General features: G+C 67.2%; 18 protein-coding genes. 6 read left to right on the plus strand and 12 right to left on the minus strand.

Going from position 1 to position 19,386, the window contains the following annotated elements:
• The first annotated feature begins 52 nt into the window (after positions 1–52).
• On the plus strand, positions 53–508 hold the full coding sequence (locus GLP40_RS16710) for a nitroreductase family deazaflavin-dependent oxidoreductase (protein WP_154788838.1): 456 nt from the start codon (positions 53–55) through the stop codon (positions 506–508).
• A 163-nt stretch (positions 509–671) separates the two neighbouring features.
• Here GLP40_RS16710 and GLP40_RS16715 read toward each other — a convergent pair whose 3' ends face one another.
• Complete coding sequence (locus GLP40_RS16715) at positions 672–1,034, minus strand: arsenate reductase family protein (protein WP_154788839.1); 363 nt, start codon at positions 1,032–1,034, stop codon at positions 672–674.
• Positions 1,035–1,080: 46 nt separating this feature from the next.
• Complete coding sequence (locus GLP40_RS16720; RefSeq protein WP_154788840.1) at positions 1,081–2,520, minus strand: hypothetical protein; 1,440 nt, start codon at positions 2,518–2,520, stop codon at positions 1,081–1,083.
• A 597-nt stretch (positions 2,521–3,117) separates the two neighbouring features.
• On the opposite strand from GLP40_RS16720, the gene helR reads away from it, so the two are divergent.
• Positions 3,118–5,289 carry an RNA polymerase recycling motor ATPase HelR gene (gene helR / locus GLP40_RS16725; protein WP_328290253.1) on the plus strand — a complete coding sequence of 724 codons (2,172 nt, stop codon included), beginning with the start codon at positions 3,118–3,120 and terminating at the stop codon, positions 5,287–5,289.
• Here helR and glnA read toward each other — a convergent pair.
• Positions 5,274–6,710 (minus strand): type I glutamate--ammonia ligase, encoded by a 1,437-nt coding sequence (glnA, locus tag GLP40_RS16730; RefSeq protein ID WP_328290254.1) that lies wholly within the window; start codon positions 6,708–6,710, stop codon positions 5,274–5,276. The two genes, helR and glnA, sit on opposite strands and share 16 nt — an antisense overlap.
• A 385-nt stretch (positions 6,711–7,095) precedes the next feature.
• Here glnA and GLP40_RS16735 point away from each other — a divergent pair, with 385 nt between their 5' ends.
• The gene (locus GLP40_RS16735; protein ID WP_328290255.1) at positions 7,096–7,599 is read left to right on the plus strand and encodes a nitroreductase/quinone reductase family protein; all 504 of its coding nucleotides are present in this window, start codon (positions 7,096–7,098) and stop codon (positions 7,597–7,599) included.
• A gap of 5 nt (positions 7,600–7,604) precedes the next feature.
• On the opposite strand, the gene GLP40_RS16740 is transcribed toward GLP40_RS16735, so the two are convergent.
• Positions 7,605–7,985, minus strand: coding sequence for a nitroreductase family deazaflavin-dependent oxidoreductase (locus tag GLP40_RS16740; RefSeq protein WP_154788843.1), 381 nt, complete (start codon positions 7,983–7,985; stop codon positions 7,605–7,607).
• 132 nt (positions 7,986–8,117) lie between these two features.
• On the opposite strand from GLP40_RS16740, the gene GLP40_RS16745 reads away from it, so the two are divergent.
• Positions 8,118–8,636, plus strand: a complete 519-nt coding sequence (locus GLP40_RS16745; protein WP_230329637.1) for an NUDIX hydrolase — start codon at positions 8,118–8,120, stop codon at positions 8,634–8,636.
• 358 nt (positions 8,637–8,994) lie between these two features.
• Here GLP40_RS16745 and GLP40_RS16750 read toward each other — a convergent pair whose 3' ends face one another.
• The 7 genes from GLP40_RS16750 to GLP40_RS16780 all read right to left on the minus strand — a co-directional run bounded on the left by GLP40_RS16750 (position 8,995) and on the right by GLP40_RS16780 (position 16,075).
• The gene (locus GLP40_RS16750) at positions 8,995–10,140 is read right to left on the minus strand and encodes an ABC transporter substrate-binding protein (RefSeq protein ID WP_154788844.1); all 1,146 of its coding nucleotides are present in this window, start codon (positions 10,138–10,140) and stop codon (positions 8,995–8,997) included.
• A complete protein-coding gene (locus GLP40_RS16755) occupies positions 10,137–10,910 on the minus strand; it encodes an ABC transporter permease (RefSeq protein WP_154788845.1) in 774 nt (257 codons plus the stop codon). Before GLP40_RS16755 ends, GLP40_RS16750 begins: the two co-directional genes overlap by 4 nt.
• Positions 10,907–11,764, minus strand: coding sequence for an ABC transporter ATP-binding protein (locus GLP40_RS16760; protein ID WP_328290256.1), 858 nt, complete (start codon positions 11,762–11,764; stop codon positions 10,907–10,909). Before GLP40_RS16760 ends, GLP40_RS16755 begins: the two co-directional genes overlap by 4 nt.
• Positions 11,765–11,798: 34 nt before the next feature.
• Positions 11,799–12,692 carry an ABC transporter permease gene (locus GLP40_RS16765; protein WP_154788847.1) on the minus strand — a complete coding sequence of 298 codons (894 nt, stop codon included), beginning with the start codon at positions 12,690–12,692 and terminating at the stop codon, positions 11,799–11,801.
• Between the two features lie 62 nt (positions 12,693–12,754).
• Complete coding sequence (locus tag GLP40_RS16770; RefSeq protein ID WP_154788848.1) at positions 12,755–13,792, minus strand: TIGR03842 family LLM class F420-dependent oxidoreductase; 1,038 nt, start codon at positions 13,790–13,792, stop codon at positions 12,755–12,757.
• 28 nt (positions 13,793–13,820) lie between these two features.
• Positions 13,821–15,242 (minus strand): dihydropyrimidinase, encoded by a 1,422-nt coding sequence (gene hydA, locus GLP40_RS16775; protein ID WP_328290257.1) that lies wholly within the window; start codon positions 15,240–15,242, stop codon positions 13,821–13,823.
• Positions 15,239–16,075, minus strand: a complete 837-nt coding sequence (locus tag GLP40_RS16780; RefSeq protein WP_154788850.1) for a nitrilase-related carbon-nitrogen hydrolase — start codon at positions 16,073–16,075, stop codon at positions 15,239–15,241. Before GLP40_RS16780 ends, hydA begins: the two co-directional genes overlap by 4 nt.
• A gap of 330 nt (positions 16,076–16,405) precedes the next feature.
• On the opposite strand from GLP40_RS16780, the gene GLP40_RS16785 reads away from it, so the two are divergent.
• Both GLP40_RS16785 and GLP40_RS16790 read left to right on the plus strand, forming a co-directional pair.
• On the plus strand, positions 16,406–16,840 hold the full coding sequence (locus GLP40_RS16785) for a nuclear transport factor 2 family protein (protein ID WP_154788851.1): 435 nt from the start codon (positions 16,406–16,408) through the stop codon (positions 16,838–16,840).
• 88 nt (positions 16,841–16,928) lie between these two features.
• A complete protein-coding gene (locus GLP40_RS16790) occupies positions 16,929–17,339 on the plus strand; it encodes a hypothetical protein (RefSeq protein WP_154788852.1) in 411 nt (136 codons plus the stop codon).
• An 83-nt stretch (positions 17,340–17,422) separates the two neighbouring features.
• Here the strand turns inward: GLP40_RS16790 and arc are convergent, their stop codons facing one another.
• Positions 17,423–19,183: a proteasome ATPase gene (gene arc, locus GLP40_RS16795; RefSeq protein ID WP_154788853.1), complete on the minus strand. Its 1,761-nt coding sequence runs from the start codon at positions 19,181–19,183 to the stop codon at positions 17,423–17,425.
• Positions 19,184–19,386 lie beyond the last annotated feature (203 nt).

A 19,386-nucleotide genomic window follows, 5' to 3' on the forward strand; every position in this document is an offset into this window, starting at 1 on the left:
CACACTGATCTCAATAGAGAGCACCGATCTCGCTATCGAGAAGGAAAAGCACATGGACGCCGAAACCGCCGCCACCCGCTACATCGGCCCGAAGGGCCTGGACCCGTACATGAACCGCTTCTTCAACATGCTGCCCAAACTCGGCATCAGCATCGCCGGCTCGCGACTGCTGGCGGTACGCGGCCGCAAGTCGGGTGAATGGCGGACCACCCTGGTCAATGTCCTGACCACCGACGATGGCGCCCGCTACCTGGTCGCGCCCCGCGGCCACACCCAGTGGGTCCGTAACCTGCGCGTCTCCGGCTCCGGCGAACTGCGCCTGGGCCGCAAGACCGAGCCCTTCACCGCCACCGAACTCCCCGACGCCGAGAAGATTCCGGTGCTGCGCGCCTACCTCGACCGCTGGGGCTGGGAGGTCGGCCGCTTCTTCGAGGGCGTCACCAAGAACGCCACCGACGCCGAATTGGCCGACATCGCACCGGGATTCCCCGTGTTCGCGCTGGCCTGACCACTATTCCGCGAAACCTGGCCAGGCCGTCGACGGCTCGGGCCACGACGACGCGAGCGGCGGCATCGACGCCGCGGCGGCGGTCCGCCCGACACCGCGCTGTCGCGTCCGGACATACTGTTCGGCCGCCGCGTCGTCTCCGGAGTCGGGCGCGAATTCCAGCTCAGCGCAGCTTGTTCAGCGCTTCGACGTCGCGGGCCAGGAACGCGCGGCCGTCGGCGGTGAAGACGATAGGGCGCTGGATCAGCCGCGGATGCGCGGCCAGGGCCTCGATCCAGCGGTCACGGTCCGCGGGCGTCTTGCCCCAGGTGGCGACGCCCAGTTCCTTGGCCTCGGGTTCGGCGGTGCGCGTGATGTCCCACGGCTCGAGGCCCAATTTGCTCAGGGCGGCGCGGATTTCGGTGGCCGAGGGCGGGTTGTCGAGGTAACGGCGCTCGACGTAGTCGGTGCCGGTCTCGTCCAGCACCCCCTTGGCCGTACGGCTCTTGGAGCACTTCGGGTTGTGCCAGATTTCGGTCGCTGCCATGAGCTCAGCCTAGGCGGCGGCCGCCGGACCAGCGATCACCGGCGCGTCAAACCCAGTCCACGACCCAGCGGTAGGGGCGCATCCAGTACAGGCCGCCCTCGGAAACGGGCGCGCCCCAGCGCTGTTCGGCCTGGGTGAGCTGCCAGCGGTATTCGGGGGCGGGTTCGCCGCCGTGGATCTCGTAGAGATGGCGGCGCCAGGTGTTGATCATGGCGGGCACGGCCTGCCGATCGTTCTCGTAGGCCCACTCCACGTTTCGCATCATGAGGTTGTCCACGGCGTGGTTGGCGGCATTGGGGTCGCCGGTGCTCAGTGAGTGCAGGAAGGCGGCCACCAGGTTGTAGGCGATGGCGTCGTGCACCGAGGTCTGGCCGTTCTCGAGCGACCAGATGCCCAGGTAGGTGGGCCCCTGCTCGTCGATCCACACCGAGTGCGCCTCGCCCACCCGATTGTCGAAGATGAGCGCGGTGAGCAGGCCGAGTGTGGCCTTGCCCATGATGAGCGGATCAGGCCGCCCGGTTCCGACGGCGTCGTCGATGAGCGCCCGGTAGGCGGCCGCGGCGATGCCGGGGCGGTTGGCGTCCATGAGCGCGTCGGCGGTCTCGCCGCCCGCGAGCTGCTCAGCGGGCGGCTGGGTGGGTCCCGTGGTGGCCTGGGGCCCGCCGTCGCCGACGCGCAGGTACCGGGTCTGCATGGCGTCGAGGCCGGCGGCCGGACCGGGCTGCGGCAGGCCGGGATCCGGCAGCGCCGCGTCGGGACCCGGCAGGGACGGGCCGAGATCCGAGAGCGGCATGCCACTGCCCAGCGGATCGTCCAGATCCAGGTTGACCGCGAGGGGTTCCTGCAAAGCGGGTGCGGTTTGCAGGTATTCCAGCGCCACCCGCGCGAATTCGTTGTCCTGGGTCTCCAGCCATTCGCGCCCGGCGCGCAGCGTGTCGATCAGGTGGCCGCCGACGCCCTGCTCGATGGCGGCGCACAGCGCGTAGTAGCCGTAGCCGCGGTAGTCGTCGTGACCGACGCCCTCGGTGATCAGCAGTTGCGCATATCTGCTTGCCAGATCGTGTCTTTCGACATCGCCGAGGAGCGTGCAGGCGGTCATGGCGGCCATCAGCACCTCGGCGTGTTCGCCGTGGGCGCGGCGCAGCTCGATGCAGCGGTCGGCCATGATGACGGCGCTGTCGGACAGGCCCTGCTGGGTGGCGGCCTCGACGGCCATGGAGTACATGGTGGCCAGGGTGGCGGGCGGAATGTCGGCCGGGTAGCGGGCCGGGCCGTGTTCGGCCAGGTGCAGGGCCTGCGCGTAGTCGCCCGCGGCGAAGGCGGCTCGGAAACGGTAGGACACGATCCAGCCGTATTCCTTGGGTTCGGGAGCCGCGTCGAGCCCGTCGTCGAACGCCGATAACCGAGCCAGCGCCTCGTCGGCTCGACCGGCCTCCAGCATGCCGCTCGCCTCGTTCATCACTTCGACGAACGCATTTCGATCCATGGCCTACTCGCCTTCCCGCATATGTCAGCCCCGGATCGTATGACCGTGCCACCACCCGGCGTGGCCAGTGAGGTCAAGGTCATAGTTTGACTCCACCCCACATGACCACGCGTCGTCGTTCGCGTGGCACGTTGTGTCACAACGATATTCCCGCACCCCACCGCGAACCCGCCTCCCTGCGGGCCATTCTCGCGGCGCGGCCGATCCGTCCGGACCCAATCTAGCGACAACACGCCAACCCGCCACGCAACTCACCCTCGGCGCGTCGAGACGGGGAAATCGATGTCCCCGTCTGGCACAGAGGCCGGCACCCGCCTGTTCTGGTTCATCGACGTCGGGCAGCGGGACGTGTTGCCGGGCGTCTTCGCCGAGGAGGTCACCTTGGACGGGCGGACAGAGTCCAGCCATAAGGATTCGGAGGGGAAGGAAGCAATGGAGAGGATTCCTTGTCCTCTCCCTTTCAACGTATATCGCAGTGGGGGGCTTGCGGCAAGGCCCGGGTCTCGGCGCACAATCGCTGGCCGAGGGCTGCAACCTGCGCGGATGGCGCGCGAGCGGCGACGGGGATCGGCTAGGCGGGAAGGTGTGGTGGTGCCGGTGTCGGATCAGGGATACGAGAAGGAACTGCGCGCGGAGCAGGAGTATGTGACCGGGCTGTACGCGCGGCTGGATGCCGAGCGCGCGCGGGTGAAAGGCCGCTACAGCGAGACGCTGCGCTCGCGCGGCACCACGCTGGTGGAGCGCGATGCCGAGGCGCGGGCGCTGGCCAAGGAGATCAAGCGCCTGGATGTGGCCGACAACGGGCTGTGTTTCGGCCGGCTGGACAGCGTGACCGGTGCGCGTTCGTATATCGGGCGCATCGGAATCTACGACGACGCGAACGAATTCGAGCCGCTGCTGCTGGATTGGCGGGCGCCGGCGTCGCAGGCGTTCTACATCGCGACCGCCGCGAGCCCGCAGCGCATGCGGCGGCGTCGCCAATTCCGCACGCGCGGGCAGCAGGTGGTGGATTTCACCGACGAGGTCTTCGGCCATCCGGGTGACGGCGAGCGCGGCGACGCGGCCCTGCTGGCGGCGGTCAACGCACCGCGCGGCGAGGGCATGCGCGACATCGTGGCGACCATTCAGGCCGAGCAGGACCGGATCATCCGGCTCGAGCATCCGGGCGTGCTGGTGATCGAGGGCGGGCCGGGCACCGGCAAGACCGTGGTGGCGCTGCACCGGGTCGCGTATCTGCTCTATACGCAGCGTGAACAGATGGAGCGCAATGGTGTGCTGGTGGTGGGCCCGAATACGGCCTTCCTCAGGCACATCGGGCGTGTGCTGCCGTCGCTCGGCGAGACCAACGTGGTGTTCACCACCGCCGGGGATCTCGTGCCCGGACTGAGCGTCACCGCGGAGGACGGACCGCAAGCGGCACGGCTCAAGGGTTCCCTGCGGATTCTCGAGGTGCTGAAGGCCGCGATCGCCGACCGTCAGCGGGTGCCGGAGGAGCCGGTGTCGATCGAATTGTCGGATGTGACGGTGCGCGTCGGCGCGGATATCGCCGACTGGGCGCGGGAGGAGGCGCGCGGTAGCGGGTTGCCGCACAACCAGGCTCGCGCGACGTTCCTCGAGGTCCTCACGTGGGCGCTCACCGAGCGCGCCATCAAGCGGATCGGCGAGGGCTGGCTGACCCGCGAGGACCGCGAGGCGTGGGAGAACATGCGCGCGGACCTGCGCACCGAACTCGCCGAGCACGAGGGCTTCGCCGAACTGCTGGACGAGTTGTGGCCGGTGCTGACGCCGGAAACGCTACTGGCGGAACTGTATTCATCGACAGACCGGCTCCGGGCAGCCGGCGCCGACGAGGCGCTGTGGCGAGCTGACGGCGACGCATGGACGGTGTCGGACGTGCCGCTGCTCGACGAACTGGTGGATCTGCTGGGCCGCGACACCTCCGCCGAGGAGGCCGCGGCCGAACGGGAGCGCAAGGCGCAGGCCGCATATGCCGAAGGCGTGCTCGATCTGCTGGTGAATCGTGCCGACCACATGGACGATGAGGATCACCTCTTCGCCACCGACCTGCTCTACGGTGAGGACCTGGCCGAGCGCTTCGTCGAACGCGACACTCGTGAACTCGCCGAACGCGCTGTCGCGGACCGGGATTGGACCTACCGGCACATCGTGGTCGATGAGGCGCAGGAGCTGTCGCAGATGGATTGGCGGGTGCTGATGCGCCGCTGCCCGAGCCATTCCTTCACCGTGGTCGGCGATCTCGCGCAGCGCCGGTCCGCGGCGGGCGCGACGTCGTGGGAGGCCATGCTGGAACCGTACGTGCCCGGCCGCTGGCTGTACCGGTCGCTGACGGTGAACTACCGCACCCCGGCCGAGATCATGGCCGTGGCCGCCGCCGTGCTGGACGACTTCGCGCCCGAGGTGAAGCCGCCGGAGTCGGTGCGCTCCTGCGGCGTCCAGCCGTGGGCGCGACAGCTCACCGTCGATGAGATGCCCTCCGCCATTGAGGAATTCGTCCGCGACGAGGAGTGCCGCGAGGGCACCAGCATCGTGATCGGCCCGCCCGGCATGCCGGGCACGGTCCCCGCCTCCGAGACCAAAGGCCTCGAGTTCGACGCGGTGCTGGTGGTGGAGCCCGAGCACATCCTCGCCGACGGCCCACGCGGCGCGGCCGAGCTGTACGTCGCGCTCACCCGCGCCACCCAGCGCCTCGGCGTCCTGCACGAGGGCCCACTCCCGCCGGCCCTCGCCGGTCTCTACACGTCGAAGTAGAGCTCGAATTCGTAGGGGTGGGGGCGGACGTTGATCTCGGCGATCTCGCAGTCGCGCTTGAGGCGGATCCAGGTCTCGATCAGGTCGTCGGTGAAAACCCCGCCCTGCGTGAGGTATTCGTGGTCTGCCTCGAGACGGTCGATGACCTGTGCGAGGCTGTCGGGGGTCTGGGTGAGCCCTGCGCTCTCCTCCGGCGTCAGCTCGTAGAGGTCCTTGTCGACCGGCAGGGCGGGCTCGATCTTGTTCGTGATGCCGTCGAGCCCGGCCATCATCATGGCGGCGAAGGACAGGTACGGGTTGCCCGAGGAGTCGGGGCACCGGAATTCGAGGCGTTTGGCCTGGGCGCTGGCGCCGGTCACCGGAATGCGCACGGCGGCGGAGCGATTGCGCTGGCTGTAGACCAGATTCACCGGCGCTTCGAATCCGGGCACCAGGCGCTTGTAGGAGTTCACCGTCGGATTGGTGAAGGCCAGCAGGGACGGCGCATGGTGCAGCAGGCCGCCGATGTAGTGGCGGGCCAGGTCCGAGAGTCCCGCGTAGCCGGCCTCGTCGTAGAACAGCGGGGAGCCGTCCTTCCACAGGGATTGGTGCACGTGCATACCGGAGCCGTTGTCGCCGAACAGCGGTTTCGGCATGAACGTGACGGTCTTGCCGGACTCCCAGGCGGTGTTCTTGACGATGTACTTATAGAGCATCAGATCGTCGGCGGCGGCGAGCAGGGTGTTGAATTTATAGTTGATCTCGGCCTGCCCGGCGGTGCCGACCTCGTGATGCCCCTTCTCCAATTCGAATCCGGCGCGCTGGAGATTGGTGCACATGCGGTCACGCAGGTCCACGTCGGCGTCATAGGGCGCGACCGGGAAGTAGCCGCCCTTGGCCCGGACCTTGTAACCACGGTTCGGGGTGCCGTCGGGATTCACTTTCTGGCCGGTATTCCAGTCCGCCGATGACGAATCCACCTCGTAGAAGGCCCCATTCATGGTGGTGTCGTAGCGCACCGAATCGAAAATGTAGAACTCGGCCTCGGGCCCGAAGAATGCGGTGTCGGCAATACCGGTGGAGCGCAGGTATTCCTCGGCCTTGCGGGCCACATTGCGCGGATCGCGACTGTAGGCGGCACGGGTGTGCGGGTCGTGGACGAAGCAGTTGATATTCAGGGTTTTGGCGGTGCGGAACGAATCCAGTTGCGCGGTGCGCAGATCCGGTAGGAGCAGCATGTCGGACTCGTGGATGGCCTGGAAACCCCGCACCGATGAACCGTCGAAGGCGATGCCGTTCTCGACCAGATCCGCGCCGAACATCCTCGCCGGGATCGAGAAGTGCTGCTGGATACCGGGGACGTCGCAGAATCTGATGTCGACGTATTCGACTTCCTCGGCGTCGATGTAGTCCTGTACTCCATGGGTGGTAGGGGTGATCACCGCTCGCTCCTCGTGGCCGCGCACGCCTACCCGATCGGACGGCCCGGTCGGGGTCCGGCGGTCCTGCTCGTGCTACCACGATACGTCGCGGGCATACGTGAGGGACACGAATGAGTTTGTCCAACAGGAGCGATACCGACTCCCCGAGCCCTCAGCGCATCTGCCTGCGCCGGACACGTTCTCACCAGTGCCCGGGACGGCCGCGGCACCGCCGGTGCCGCGGCCGTCCCCCGGTGCGCGCGAAGCCGCCGCCATCATGACCGCGTCCAGCAAGTTCGGTACTCGCCGCCGCCCGATTCGGCGGCCGCCACAGCGCGCGACCGCGCGATCTATACTGGGCACCGATATGACTGCCGCACAACGCGTTTCAGCGAAGGAGTCCGGCGTGACCGAGCAAATCCCCGACACCAATCCGTACGGGACCCCGAGCACCAGCGGCCCGGAGCCGATCCGCTCGTATCAGAACCTGGTCAACACGTTCATTCGCAGCCTGCTGAAGGTGCCGGTGCTGTCCGCGCAGGTCGGCAAGCGGCTGTGCGTGCTGCACGTGGTGGGCCGCAAATCCGGCAAGCCCTACGACGTGCCCGTCGCCTACACCCGCTACGAGGGCGACATCCTGGTGGGCACCGCCAAGCGCCCGTGGGTGAGCAATATCCGCAAGGGCGTGCCGATCGAAGTGTCGTTCGGCGGCCCGAGGCAGACCGCCGACGCCGAGGTGCTCACCGACGCCGACTCGGTGGTGCGACTGTCGGAGGTCATCGCCCGCGACAACAAGCAGTGGGCCAAGTTCAACGGCATGGGCACGGACGCGGCGGGCAATCCGAACAAGGCCGACGCCTACCAGAGCTGGCAGCAGGGCTGCGTCATCATCCGGCTCACCGTGCGCTGAGCCAGTCAGTCGGCGCGCCGGGCCTGGACGTAGTCCTCGGCGTTCAGGCCCACCAGCACCTGCCGCACCAGTGGCGGTGCCCAGGAGGCGGAGGCATCGTGCCCGACCACCGGATCGGTGAGGGTCACCGTGCGCCCGCGCGTCTCCAGCTCGAAACGCCCGGCCGCGCGAATGTTCTTCAGCCAGTCCACGTCCCGTCCGTAGGTCAGCGCGATGCGGTAGCCGCCGTCGCGCTCGAAGACCATGACCGGGGAGCGGTACTCCCGCCCGGACTTGCGGCCGCGGTGGATCACGATGCCGAAACACGGCGCCACCCGGGCCGGCACCCCCAGAACGGGGTTGCTGACCCGCCGATTGATCCTCGCGAATGCCCGCGGCAGCGGCATGGTCTCGTCCTCCCTGACGAAAACGTTTGCGCCCCTGAGGCTACGCCGACCGCGGTGTGCCTGCCCGGAATCGCTACTGTTCACAGCAGGGCGCCGGGTCCCGCGGCGCGGTCGGAAGGAGAGCCCGGGTCCATGTCGGAGATGATCGCGGTGTACGACGCCGCCGGCCGCGAGATCGGCGCGCAGGAGCGCGCGGTGGTGTACGCCGAGGGCCTCTGGCACGCCAGCGCCGGCGTGCTGGTGCGTTCTCGCGACGGTTCGAAGGTGTATGTGCACAAGCGCACCGACACCAAGGCGGTCTTCGCCGGCATGCACGACTGCCTGGCGGGCGGGGTACTGGCGCCGGGAGAGGATCCGGCCGCGGCGGCCGTCCGCGAACTGGGCGAGGAACTGGGCATCGAACTCGGCGCGCATGACGACCAGCCGCTGCCGCTGGCCAGCGCGTCCTGGGACGGCGAGTGGGCGGGTCGGCCGATGCGCTGCCATCTGTTCGCCTACGAGCTGCGCTACGACGGGCCGATCCGGCATCAACCGGAGGAGATCGTGGACGGCTGGTGGTGGACCGACGAGGAGCTGCGCTCGCATCTGGAGAATCCGGCCTGGCCGTTCGTGCCCGACACGCGCGTGCTGATCCCGGATCTGCTGCGCTGACAACGCCCTCCGGAAACGCCGACGGCCCATCGAATCCCGCGCGATTCGATGGGCCGACGTGCTACTGCGGTTCAGGCGGTCGGTGTGGTGCCACCGGCACTGCCGCTGAACAGACCCTGGATGGTCTTGATCAGAACCGACGCCAGGAAATCCGAAGCGGATCCGGACACGTGCAACTCCTCATCTTTCAAATGACATGTCGGGCATGTGAATCATGCACGGTTCACATTCGATGGAGGCCATTTCCTGGGGAAATTTTTCCCAACCCGACGGGAGCTACACGGTAGAACGTGTTTCAGCTGGTTTTATATCAGTTCGATTAAATTGTGACTTACATCACAACCCCCCTGGGGCGGCGCTACCTTCCGCCTTCGGCGAGGGCGACCGGCTGTGCGACGTAGGAACTCCCGGTGACATCGACGCCCTGGGACCTCAGCAGGTCCAGCGCCTTGGTGACGTACTCGACGGTGTAGTCCGCGGCGTCGGGGTCCTTGGTGAGGACCGTCTTGCCCTCCTGGTTGCGGGTGTTCTTCGCGATGTTCACCGTTCGGTCCCACGCGGTCTTGTCGATCATCCCGATGCCGTCCGGGGACGGCCAGATCAGCTTGTTCACCTCGGTGATCTGCCACTGCTGATGGCTCGCGCCGAGAGTGGAGCCGGCGGCCACGGTGAGGTCGCGGCATTTCTCGACATTGTCGCGGCAGTACGCCCAGCCCTTCAGCGAGGCGGCGATGAACTTCACCGTCTGATCGGCGTACTTCGAGTCCTTCAGCTTGTCGGTATTGGCCCAGATGGCGTCCTGGAGCATGGCCACGCCCTGGTCATTCCAGTCGATGGTGGCGAAATCGTTTGCGGTGTACAGCTTTCCGGTGGCCGGGTTCTTCACCTCGAGCAGCTGCGCGTACTCGTTGTAGGACATGGCCTGGGCGGCGTCGATGTCGTGAGAGAGAAAGGCGTTCATGTCGAATTGCTGTTGCACCAGAGCGACGTCCTTGGCCGGGTCCAGGCCCGCCTTGGTCATGCCCGCGAAGAGTTCGAACTCATTGCCGTAGCCCCAGTTTCCGACCTTCTTGCCCTTCAGATCGGCGGGGCCGTCAATGCCGGCGGTCCTGAACGAGACCTGTTTGGTGCCGGAGCGCTGGAAGATCTGGGCGACATCGGTGATGCCCGCACCGGCCTCACGGGAGGCGAGGGCCTTGGGCACCCAGGCGATGGCGTAGTCGGCCTGACCCTGGGCGAGAACGGTCTGGGGCACGATATCGGTTCCGCCGTCGAGGATTCGAACGTCGAGGCCCTGTTCCCTGTAGTAGCCCTGGGACGCCGCGGCCAGGTAGCCCGCGAACTGGCCCTGCTTGAACCATTGCAGCTGGAGCTTCACCTTGGTGAGTCCGTCGGCGGTGGTCGAGGAGTTGTCGGTGGTGCTGCATCCGGACAGCGCCGCCACCGCCAGGGTGGCGGCGGCCAGGACGGCCCGGATCCGGAATCTGTGGGTGGTGGTTCTCATTTCGATCTCCCAGGGAGGGTGCGGGGTCTGCGGGTGAGCTGTTCGAGCAGCAGCACGACGGCCAGGAACACCAGGCCCAGGACCATGGCGGCGACCACGTAGGCCCAGGCACGCGGGTAGGCGGTAGTGGCGGCCGCGGAGGTGATGCGGCTGCCGAGGCCGTGCTGCAGGCCGCCGAAGTATTCGGCGATGATGGCCGCGATCACCGCCCCGGGCGCGGCGATCCGCAGCCCGGTGAACAGGTGCGGCAGCGCGGCGGGCAGTCGCACGGTGCGGGTGATCTGCCAGCCGGTGGCGGCGTAGGCGGTCATCAGGTCGGCATGCACACGCGGGACCTGACGCAATCCCCGTGCGGCGCTGACGAAGACGGGGAAGAACACGACGATGGTGGCCACCAGCCGGCGCGGCAGCTCGGTGGTGGTGGAGTACATGGAGTTCAGCAGCGGGGCCAGCGCCACGATGGGCACGGCGGCCGCGCCCGCCGCCAGCGCGCCGAGCACGCCGTCGACCACCCGGAAGCGGACGGCCACCATGGCGGCGGCCACGCCGAGCACCGCGCCCGCCAGCAGGCCGGCCAGGGCGTTCTCGCCGGTGGCGACGTCGGCCTCGAGGATGGCGTGGTGGTTGTCGGCGAAGGCTCTCCCGATGGCGCTGGGTGCGGGCAGCAGGAACGACGGGACGCCCGCCGCGACCGTCAGCACCTGCCACAGCGCCAGCAGGACGCCGCCGAAAAGCACCGGCGGCAACCAGGATCGGAGTATACCGGTCATCGCAGGTCCTGACCGGCGGTGCGCTTCGGCGTGCCCACGCGGCCATGCCCCTCATGCAGAGCGGCGCGAACCTCGGCCACGGCGGTGAAGAATTCGTCGCTGGAGCGCACATCGTCGTCGGTGTCGCGGTCCCAGCCGCCGGTGGACAGCACGGCGGTGAGGTGACCGGGGCGCGGGGACATGACAGCGACGCGGTCGGAGAGGAAGACCGCCTCCGGGATGGAGTGGGTCACGAAAAGCACTGCGGCACCGGTATCTTCGGCGATGCGCAGCAGCTCGCCCTGCATGCGTTCGCGGGTCATCTCGTCGAGCGCGCCGAAGGGCTCGTCCATGAGCAGCAGCGGCGGCTTGCGGGCCAGTGCCCGCGCGATGGCGACGCGCTGCTGCATGCCGCCGGACAATTCGGCGGGGAAGCGACGCGCGAAGTCGGTCAGACCGGTGATCTCCAGCAGTTCCGCGCTGCGGGCGCGCCGCTCCCGTTTCCCTACCCCGTGCAGTTGCAACGGCAGCTCGATGTTCTCCTGCACGGTCCGCCAGTCGAGCAGTCCGGCCTGTTGGAAGGCGATGCCGTAGTCCTGATCGAGCCGAGCTTGTCGCGCTGTCTTCCCGTGCACCACAACGGTTCCCGCGCTCGGATGTTCCAGGTCTGCCACGATGCGGAGCAGAGTCGATTTGCCGCACCCGGACGGGCCGATGAGCGAGACGAATTCACCGGCGATGACGCGGAGGGTCACATCCTGCAGTGCGTTCACCGCACCGGCGCTGTATTTCTTTCCGACACCGCGTAACTCGATGGCGGACACAGTCCCGGCCGGGGCCGCATCCTGTGCGGCATCGGATGTCTCGACGGTCACGGGGCACCTCCGAACGAAAGGGGCAGAGTTGAATTCACCGCGCGGACCCCGCGGAAAGACCGGGCCGGGCATAGCGCCGCAGCAGCACTTCGGCGAGCGACACCAGCCCGGTGAGAACCACACCCAGCAGTGCCGCCGCGATCACCGCCGCGTACAACCGCGCCGCATTGCCGGTGGACTGCTGGGAGAACACGATGATCTGCCGTCCGATCCCGCCCGCGGTGCCGGTCGAGATCTCCGCCACCACACTGCCGATCACCGCGGCGGCGGCCCCGAGCCGCAGCGCCGGCAGGATGTGCGGCACGGCCGCGGGGAGCCGCAGATGCAGCAGGGTGGCCCACCATCCGGCGGCACAGCTGTGCAGCAACTCCACCGACGCCTCGGCCGGGGATTGCAGTCCGCGCAGGGTGCCGATGGCGACCGGGAAGAACACCAGGTAGGACGCGATCACCACAATGCTCATCCACGGCTGCCAGGGTTGCCCGGCGATGACGATCTTCCCGCCCCAGCCCGCGACCAACGGAGCCAGCGCGATGAGCGGGATAGTCTGGGACACAACCACATACGGCATCAGCCCGCGTTCCACGAGCTCGAATCGCTGCATGAGCACCGCGAGCGCGATACCCACCAGCGTACCCAGACCCAGTGCCAGCAGCGCGAGTTCGAGCGTGAAACTCGCGGTGTGCGACAGAGTCGCGCCGACGGTGGTCCTTCCGTCCGGCTCCCTCAGTACGGTCAGCACCGCCCAGGAGTGCGGCAGTGCGCCGTCCGACGTGCGCGGGAGGACTCGCTGGCTTCCGACGCTCACCCCGTTCGCGGGAACCACGGCCTTCACCAGTTCCCAGACGGCGATGAGGAGCGCGAAAGCAGCGATCGGATACAGCAGCCGCCAGATGCGACCACCGGCCGCCGGCACCGATCGAGGCATCGAAATACTCTGCGGCTCGGTCACATTCGCGGACGATGCCGGAGCCGAGGTCGTCGTCAGGCTCATGACCCGGTCACCGTCGCCTCGATCGGGGGCGCCAGGCGGGGCAGCACGGACTCGCCGTACGCCTCGAGGGTCGAGGTCTTGGCGTCGTGCTGCAGGTAGACGGCGAACTGGTCGACGCCGAGAGCTTCGAGCTCGCGCAGGCGGGTCAGGTGCTCATCCGGCGTGCCGAGAATGCAGAATCGGTCCACGATCTCGTCGGGCACGAACTCGGCGTGGGTGTTGCCCGCGCGGCCGTGCTCGTTGTAGTCGTAGCCCTGCCGCCCGGCGATGTACGCGGTCAGCGCCTTGGGCACGCCGGAGTCGGAACCGTATCGGGCGACGATGTCGGCGACGTGGTTGCCGACCATGCCGCCGAACCAACGGCACTGCTCCCGTGCGTGTTTCAGCGCCGCGACGGTGCCGTCGGTGATGTAGGCGGGGGCGGCCACGCAGATGGTCACCGCCGCCGGATCGCGGCCCGCACGTTCGGCGGCCGCGCGCACGCGGGCGACGGTCCAGGCGGTGATGTCCGGATCGGCGAGCTGGAGGATGAACCCGTCGGCCACCTCACCGGTGAGATCCAGTGCGCGCGGACCGTATCCGGCAACCCACACCGGCAGCCGGGACGCCTGCGCCCACGGGAAGCGAACGGTGGTGTCGCCGACTCGCGCACTGCGGCCGTTGCCCAATTCTCGGATGACAGCGATGGATTCGCGCAGCCTCGCCAGCGTGGCGGGCCGTCCGCCCAGGGCGCGCACGGCCGAATCCCCGCGCCCGATACCGCAGATGGTGCGGTTTCCGAACATGTCATTGAGGGTCGCGAAGGTGGAGGCGGTGACCGTCCAGTCGCGGGTGGACGGATTGGTCACCATCGGGCCCACCACGACTCTCCGGGTCACGGCGAGGATCTGGCTGTAGATGACGTAGGGCTCCTGCCACAGCAGGTGCGAGTCGAAGGTCCACACGTGCGAGAACCCGTGTGTCTCCGCGATTCTCGCCAGTTCCACCACCCGCGACGCGGGCGGCGTGCACTGCAGCACCACTCCGATGTCCATGCGGCACTCCCCTCGTTGCTCGGACCGGTCAGATAAGGTTCTGGGACAGTCCGCGTTTGACGAACCGGCCGTGGCCGGCGCTGCCCAGGTACTGCCCGGCATCGACGAGGACCCGCCCGCGCGAGAGCACGGTGTCCACGTGGCCGTCGATTTCGAAGCCCTCGTAGGCCGAGTGGTCCATGTTCATGTGATGGGTCCTGCCGAGGCCGATGCTGGTGTGCCCGTCGGGGTCGTAGATCACCACGTCGGCATCCGCGCCGGGGCTGATCACGCCCTTGCGCGGGTAGAGCCCGAACATGCGGGCCGGGGCCGTGCAGCACACCTCCACCCATTTCTCGAGGGAGATGCGGCCGTCCTTGACGCCCTGGAACATCAGGTCCATGCGGTGCTCGACGCCTCCGATCCCGTTGGGGATCTTGCTGAAATCGCCGAGGCCGAGTTCCTTCTGGTCCTTCATGCAGAACGGGCAGTGGTCGGTGGCCACGGTGGTGACATCGCCGGTGCGGATGTAGCGCCAGAGCTCGTCCTGGTGGCCTTCCGCGCGGGCGCGCAGAGGCGTCGAGCACACCCATTTCGCGCCCTCGAAACCCGGGGCGCCCAAATTCTCTTCGAGCGATAGGTACAGATACTGCGGGCAGGTCTCGCCGAAGACGTTCTGCCCCTTGCCTCTTGCCTCCGCGATTTGTTCCAGAGCCTGTTTCGCCGAGACGTGCACGATATACAGCGGGGCACCCGTCAAGTGCGCCAGCATGATCGCGCGGTGGGTGGCTTCCTCCTCCATCTGCCAGGGGCGTGTGACACCGTGGTGGTACGGCGCCGTCTCGCCTCGCGAAAGCGCCTGCTCCACAAGCACATCGATGGCTATCCCGTTCTCGGCGTGCATCATGAGCACCGCGCCCAGATCGCCCGCGGTCTGCATGGCGCGCAGGATCTGGCCGTCGTCGGAGTAGAAGACGCCCGGATACGCCATGAACAGTTTGAAACTGGTCACGCCCTCGGACACCAATTCGCGCATACCCTCGAGGGATTCGCCGTCCACCGAGCCGACGATCTGATGAAAGCCGTAGTCGACGGCGCACTTCCCGGCTGCCTTCTCATGCCACAGCGCCAGGCTGTCCTGCACCCGCTCCCCTGGCTTCTGCACGGCGAAGTCGACGATGGTGGTGGTGCCGCCCCACGCGGCGGCGCGGGTGCCGGTCTCGAAGGTATCGGAGGCCTCGGTGCCGCCGAAGGGCAGCTGCATATGGGTGTGGCCGTCCACCCCGCCGGGAATCACGTACTTGCCGGTGGCATCGATGACGGTGGCGGCGGTGGCGGCCAGGTCGGCGCCGAGCGCGGTGGAGCCCGGCCGCACCACGGCGGCAATGGTCTCGTCCTCGATGAGGACATCGAGGGGTTGGGATCCGGTGGCGGACACCACGATTCCGCCGTGGATGAAGGTTGTGCTCACGGCTCCACCAGCTTCCCGTAGGCGTCCGGACGCCGGTCCCGATAGAAGGCCCAGCGGTCGCGCACCACCTTGATCAGGTCCATGTCCAAGTCGCGCACCATGAGTTCGGCGGCGGTGTCGGAAGCGACCTCACCCACGAACTGGCCCTCCGGGTCGACGAAGTAGCTGGTGCCGTAGAAGTCGTCGTCCCCGTACTCCTCGATGCCGACCCGGTTGATGGCGCCGATGAAGTACTCGTTGGCCACCGCGGAGGCGGGCTGCTCCAGCTTCCACAGGTAGCTCGACAGGCCGCGCGAGGTGGCGGAGGGATTGAACACGATCTCCGCCCCGGCCAGGCCCAGTGCCCGCCAGCCCTCCGGGAAGTGCCGGTCGTAGCAGATGTAGACGCCGATCCGGCCGACGGCAGTATCGAACACCGGCCAGCCCAGGTTCCCGGGCCGGAAGTAGAACTTCTCCCAGAACCCGTTGACGTGTGGAATGTGGTGTTTGCGGTATTTGCCGAGGTAGCTCCCATCGGCGTCGACCACCGCCGCCGTGTTGTACAGCAGCCCCGGCTGCTCCTGCTCGTACACAGGCAGCACCATGACCAGGCCCAGCTCCCGGGCCAGCGCCGCGAACCGCTCGACGGTCGGCCCGGGCACCGATTCGGCGTAGTCGTAGAACTTGGTGTCCTGGAGCTGGCAGAAGTACGGCCCGTAGAACAGCTCCTGGAAGCAGATCACCGTGGCCCCGGCCGCAGCCGCCTGGCGCGCATAGTCCTCATGCGCCTTGATCATGGACTCTTTGTCGCCGGTCCAGTTCGTCTGCACCAGCGCCGCTCGAACAATCGCCATCTAGAGATGTTGCACGCCAGATCAATGCGACCACGTTAAAAACGGCGACGAACAGGAAACAATTCCGCGAGTCCTCCGCTCGCCAGGCGAGCGGATTCCTGGCACACGCCGCCGCTCCGCCTGTCGGGCGGTCCACTCTTCCGCGATCAGCGGCGGCCGGGGTGAAACCAGCCCGGAGAAACGCCATCTCGCCACCGCCGCGAAGGCCGCGACGACCTATCGCCGGGCACGGCCGCGACCGAGGACCGGTCTCACCCAGCGGACGACCACACGTCCCGCTCGGCCGGGGGTACTACAAACGATCGTGACCCGTCATATCGAGGAGACCGCATGGACCACCTGGAAACCCGGCTCGCCCTACGGGAGCTGATCGAGCGCTACGCGTCGTATGCCGATCGCCGCCGCGACGCGGATATTGCCGAACTGTTCACCGAGGACGGCACATTGGTCATCGAGCGGGGTGGCGAGCAGCCCACCAGCACGATGCGGGGCCGCGCCGAGATCGAAGCGGCCATGAAGCCGCTCGACCGCTATCGCGTCACCCAGCACGTGGTCGCCAATCAGCTGCTCGACTTCTCCGGCGATACGGTGCGGGGCGAAACCTATTGCACCGCTTCCCATGTCTACGACGACGCCAACGGCCCCCGGGTCCTCGTCATGCACATCCGCTACGCCGACACCTTCGCCCACGAGAGCGGGAAGTGGCGGTTCCGACAGCGCCGGCTCCTCGTCGACTGGACCGAGGATCGCCCCTCCCGTCTGTGATCACGGCCACCGGTCCGTTACAGTCGCCCCGCAGGCAGCAATGCCTTCATCGATGCTCACTGTCAATCGACGTTCCATGGAGGGGTACATGAACACGATCACCCGCAGCGTCAGCGGCCTGGCCTCCGCGGCAGCCCTCACCGTAGCCGCTCTCGTCCTCGGCGCCGGCCCCGCCGCGGCCGACGATTGGCCGGTCCAGCAGCCGAACAGCCCGATCTACGTTTTCGAGACCCACGACTTCCTCACCCCCGGCGACGTCGACTTCTGGAACCCGCTGATCAACCGGGCCCGCCTGACCTCCCCGTACGGCAACTCCACCCGCATCGTCTGCGCCGGATTCCACGGTGTCACCACCAACTGCGTGCAGGCCGACGCCGACGGCAATCCGCACGAGCTGAAGCGGCTGCCGTTCAACTTCCCGAACGTGAGCGGCTCCGGCGCTCCGGGTGGCGGCGTCAGCCACTGGGTCTACCCCGGCTTCATCCCCGGAATCAGCTGACCGGCAACAGCTTCCACGCGAGCGAAGAGGCTCGCATCCGAAAGGATGCGAGCCTCTTGCCGTTTTTCCGGGCGCCGCCGGCCTTATAGGTACTGGCCGGTGTTCGACTCGGTGTCGATGGCGCGGCTGGCGCTGGCGTTCTTGCCCGTCACCAAGGTGCGGATGTAGACGATGCGCTCGCCCTTCTTACCCGAGATGCGGGCCCAGTCATCGGGATTCGTGGTGTTGGGCAGGTCCTCGTTCTCGGAGAACTCGTCAACGATGGAATCGTAGAGATGCTGGATGCGCAGACCCGGATTGCCGGTTTCGAGGACGGACTTGATGGCGTACTTCTTGGCGCGGTCCACGATGTTCTGGATCATGGCACCGGAGTTGAAGTCCTTGAAGTAGAGGACCTCCTTGTCACCGTTGGCGTAGGTGACCTCCAGGAAGCGGTTGTCCTCGCTCTCGGCGTACATGCGGTCCACCACGCGTTCGATGGTGGCCTGCACGCACTTGCCACGATCGCCGTCGAACTCCTGCAGATCCTCCGAGTGCAAGGGCAGCGTCTCGGTCAGGTACTTGGAGAAGATGTCCTGCGCGGCTTCGGCGTCGGGGCGCTCGATCTTGATCTTGACGTCGAGGCGACCGGGCCGCAGGATCGCGGGGTCGATCATGTCCTCGCGGTTGGAGGCGCCGATCACGATCACGTTCTCCAAGCCCTCGACACCGTCGATCTCCGAGAGCAGCTGCGGCACAACGGTGGTCTCCACATCGGAGGAGACACCCGAACCGCGGGTGCGGAAGATCGAGTCCATCTCGTCGAAGAACACGATCACCGGGGTGCCCTCGGACGCCTTCTCACGCGCCCGCTGGAAGATGATCCGGATGTGGCGCTCGGTCTCACCCACGAACTTGTTGAGCAGCTCGGGACCCTTGATGTTCAGGAAGAACGACTTGGCTTCCTTGGCATCCTCGCCGCGCGCCTCGGCGATCTTCTTGGCGAGGGAGTTGGCAACCGCCTTGGCGATCAGGGTCTTACCGCAGCCGGGGGGACCGTAGAGCAGTACGCCCTTGGGCGGGCGCAGCGCGTACTCGCGGAACAGATCCTTGTGCAGGAACGGCAATTCGACGGCGTCGCGGATCTGCTCGATCTGGCGGGAGAGGCCACCGATGTCCTCATAGCCGACATCCGGCACCTCTTCGAGCACCAGGTCCTCGACCTCGGCCTTGGGAACCCGCTCGAAGGCGAACCCGGCCTTGGTGTCGACCAGCAGCGAATCACCCGGCCGCAGTTTGCGAATCGGCCGATCCGGATCCTCGAGATCGTCGACATCGACCAGCGCGGACAGCGGCCCGGACAACCAGACCACCCGCTCCTCGTCGGCATGCCCGACGACCAGCGCACGACGGCCGTCGTCGAGAATCTCACGCAGCGTGCCGATCTCACCGATGGAGTCGAAACCGCCCGCCTCGACCACGGTCAGCGCCTCGTTGAGACGCACGGTCTGCCCGTAGTGGAGAGTGGTGGTGTCGATATTCGGCGAACACGTCAGCCGCATCTTGCGCCCGGAAGTGAACACATCGACCGTCTGATCGTCGTACACGCCGATGAGCACGCCGTAGCCCGAGGGTGGCTGGCCGAGGCGATCCACTTCCTCGCGGAGAGCGACCAGTTGCTGGCGCGCTTCCTTCAAGGTGTCCATCAGTTTGGTATTGCGAATCGTCAGCGAATCGATGCGCGCTTCCAATTCCCGTGTGCGATCTGGCGTATCGGCGAGTTGCCTCCGGAGTGCAGCTGCCTCGGCACGTACTGCCTCGAGTTCCCTCCAGGCTGCCGAATCCGAATGTTCGATGGGGCTCATGATGCTGCTCCTCCCAGTCCCGGTCTATCAACGCTACCGGGCTCTAACCGTTCCCGCTTTCCGACATGGTTTCGTCGTGATCACATCTAGGCTGCGGCCGACAGGCCGGACGGGCATGTTAGCCTGCCCTAATCTGTTTCCGGCGAGTTAATCGCCGGCCGAGCCGAAAGGCGCCGTTGATGCTCCTTCCCACCAGTCGTACT

Source organism: Nocardia aurantiaca (genome assembly GCF_009708175.1).
Classification (GTDB): Bacteria; Actinomycetota; Actinomycetes; order Mycobacteriales; family Mycobacteriaceae; genus Nocardia; species Nocardia aurantiaca.

Bases quoted from the DNA above. Each gene is read 5' to 3' on its own strand.
- GLP40_RS16710 (WP_154788838.1), top strand. From the start codon at position 53: ATGGACGCCGAAACCGCCGCCACCCGCTACATCGGCCCGAAGGGCCTG.
- GLP40_RS16715 (WP_154788839.1), bottom strand. From the start codon at position 1,034: ATGGCAGCGACCGAAATCTGGCACAACCCGAAGTGCTCCAAGAGCCGT.
- GLP40_RS16720 (WP_154788840.1), bottom strand. From the start codon at position 2,520: ATGGATCGAAATGCGTTCGTCGAAGTGATGAACGAGGCGAGCGGCATG.
- GLP40_RS16740 (WP_154788843.1), bottom strand. From the start codon at position 7,985: ATGCCGCTGCCGCGGGCATTCGCGAGGATCAATCGGCGGGTCAGCAAC.
- GLP40_RS16745 (WP_230329637.1), top strand. From the start codon at position 8,118: ATGTCGGAGATGATCGCGGTGTACGACGCCGCCGGCCGCGAGATCGGC.
- GLP40_RS16750 (WP_154788844.1), bottom strand. From the start codon at position 10,140: ATGAGAACCACCACCCACAGATTCCGGATCCGGGCCGTCCTGGCCGCC.
- GLP40_RS16755 (WP_154788845.1), bottom strand. From the start codon at position 10,910: ATGACCGGTATACTCCGATCCTGGTTGCCGCCGGTGCTTTTCGGCGGC.
- GLP40_RS16765 (WP_154788847.1), bottom strand. From the start codon at position 12,692: ATGCCTCGATCGGTGCCGGCGGCCGGTGGTCGCATCTGGCGGCTGCTG.
- GLP40_RS16770 (WP_154788848.1), bottom strand. From the start codon at position 13,792: ATGGACATCGGAGTGGTGCTGCAGTGCACGCCGCCCGCGTCGCGGGTG.
- GLP40_RS16780 (WP_154788850.1), bottom strand. From the start codon at position 16,075: ATGGCGATTGTTCGAGCGGCGCTGGTGCAGACGAACTGGACCGGCGAC.
- GLP40_RS16785 (WP_154788851.1), top strand. From the start codon at position 16,406: ATGGACCACCTGGAAACCCGGCTCGCCCTACGGGAGCTGATCGAGCGC.
- GLP40_RS16790 (WP_154788852.1), top strand. From the start codon at position 16,929: ATGAACACGATCACCCGCAGCGTCAGCGGCCTGGCCTCCGCGGCAGCC.
- arc (WP_154788853.1), bottom strand. From the start codon at position 19,183: ATGAGCCCCATCGAACATTCGGATTCGGCAGCCTGGAGGGAACTCGAG.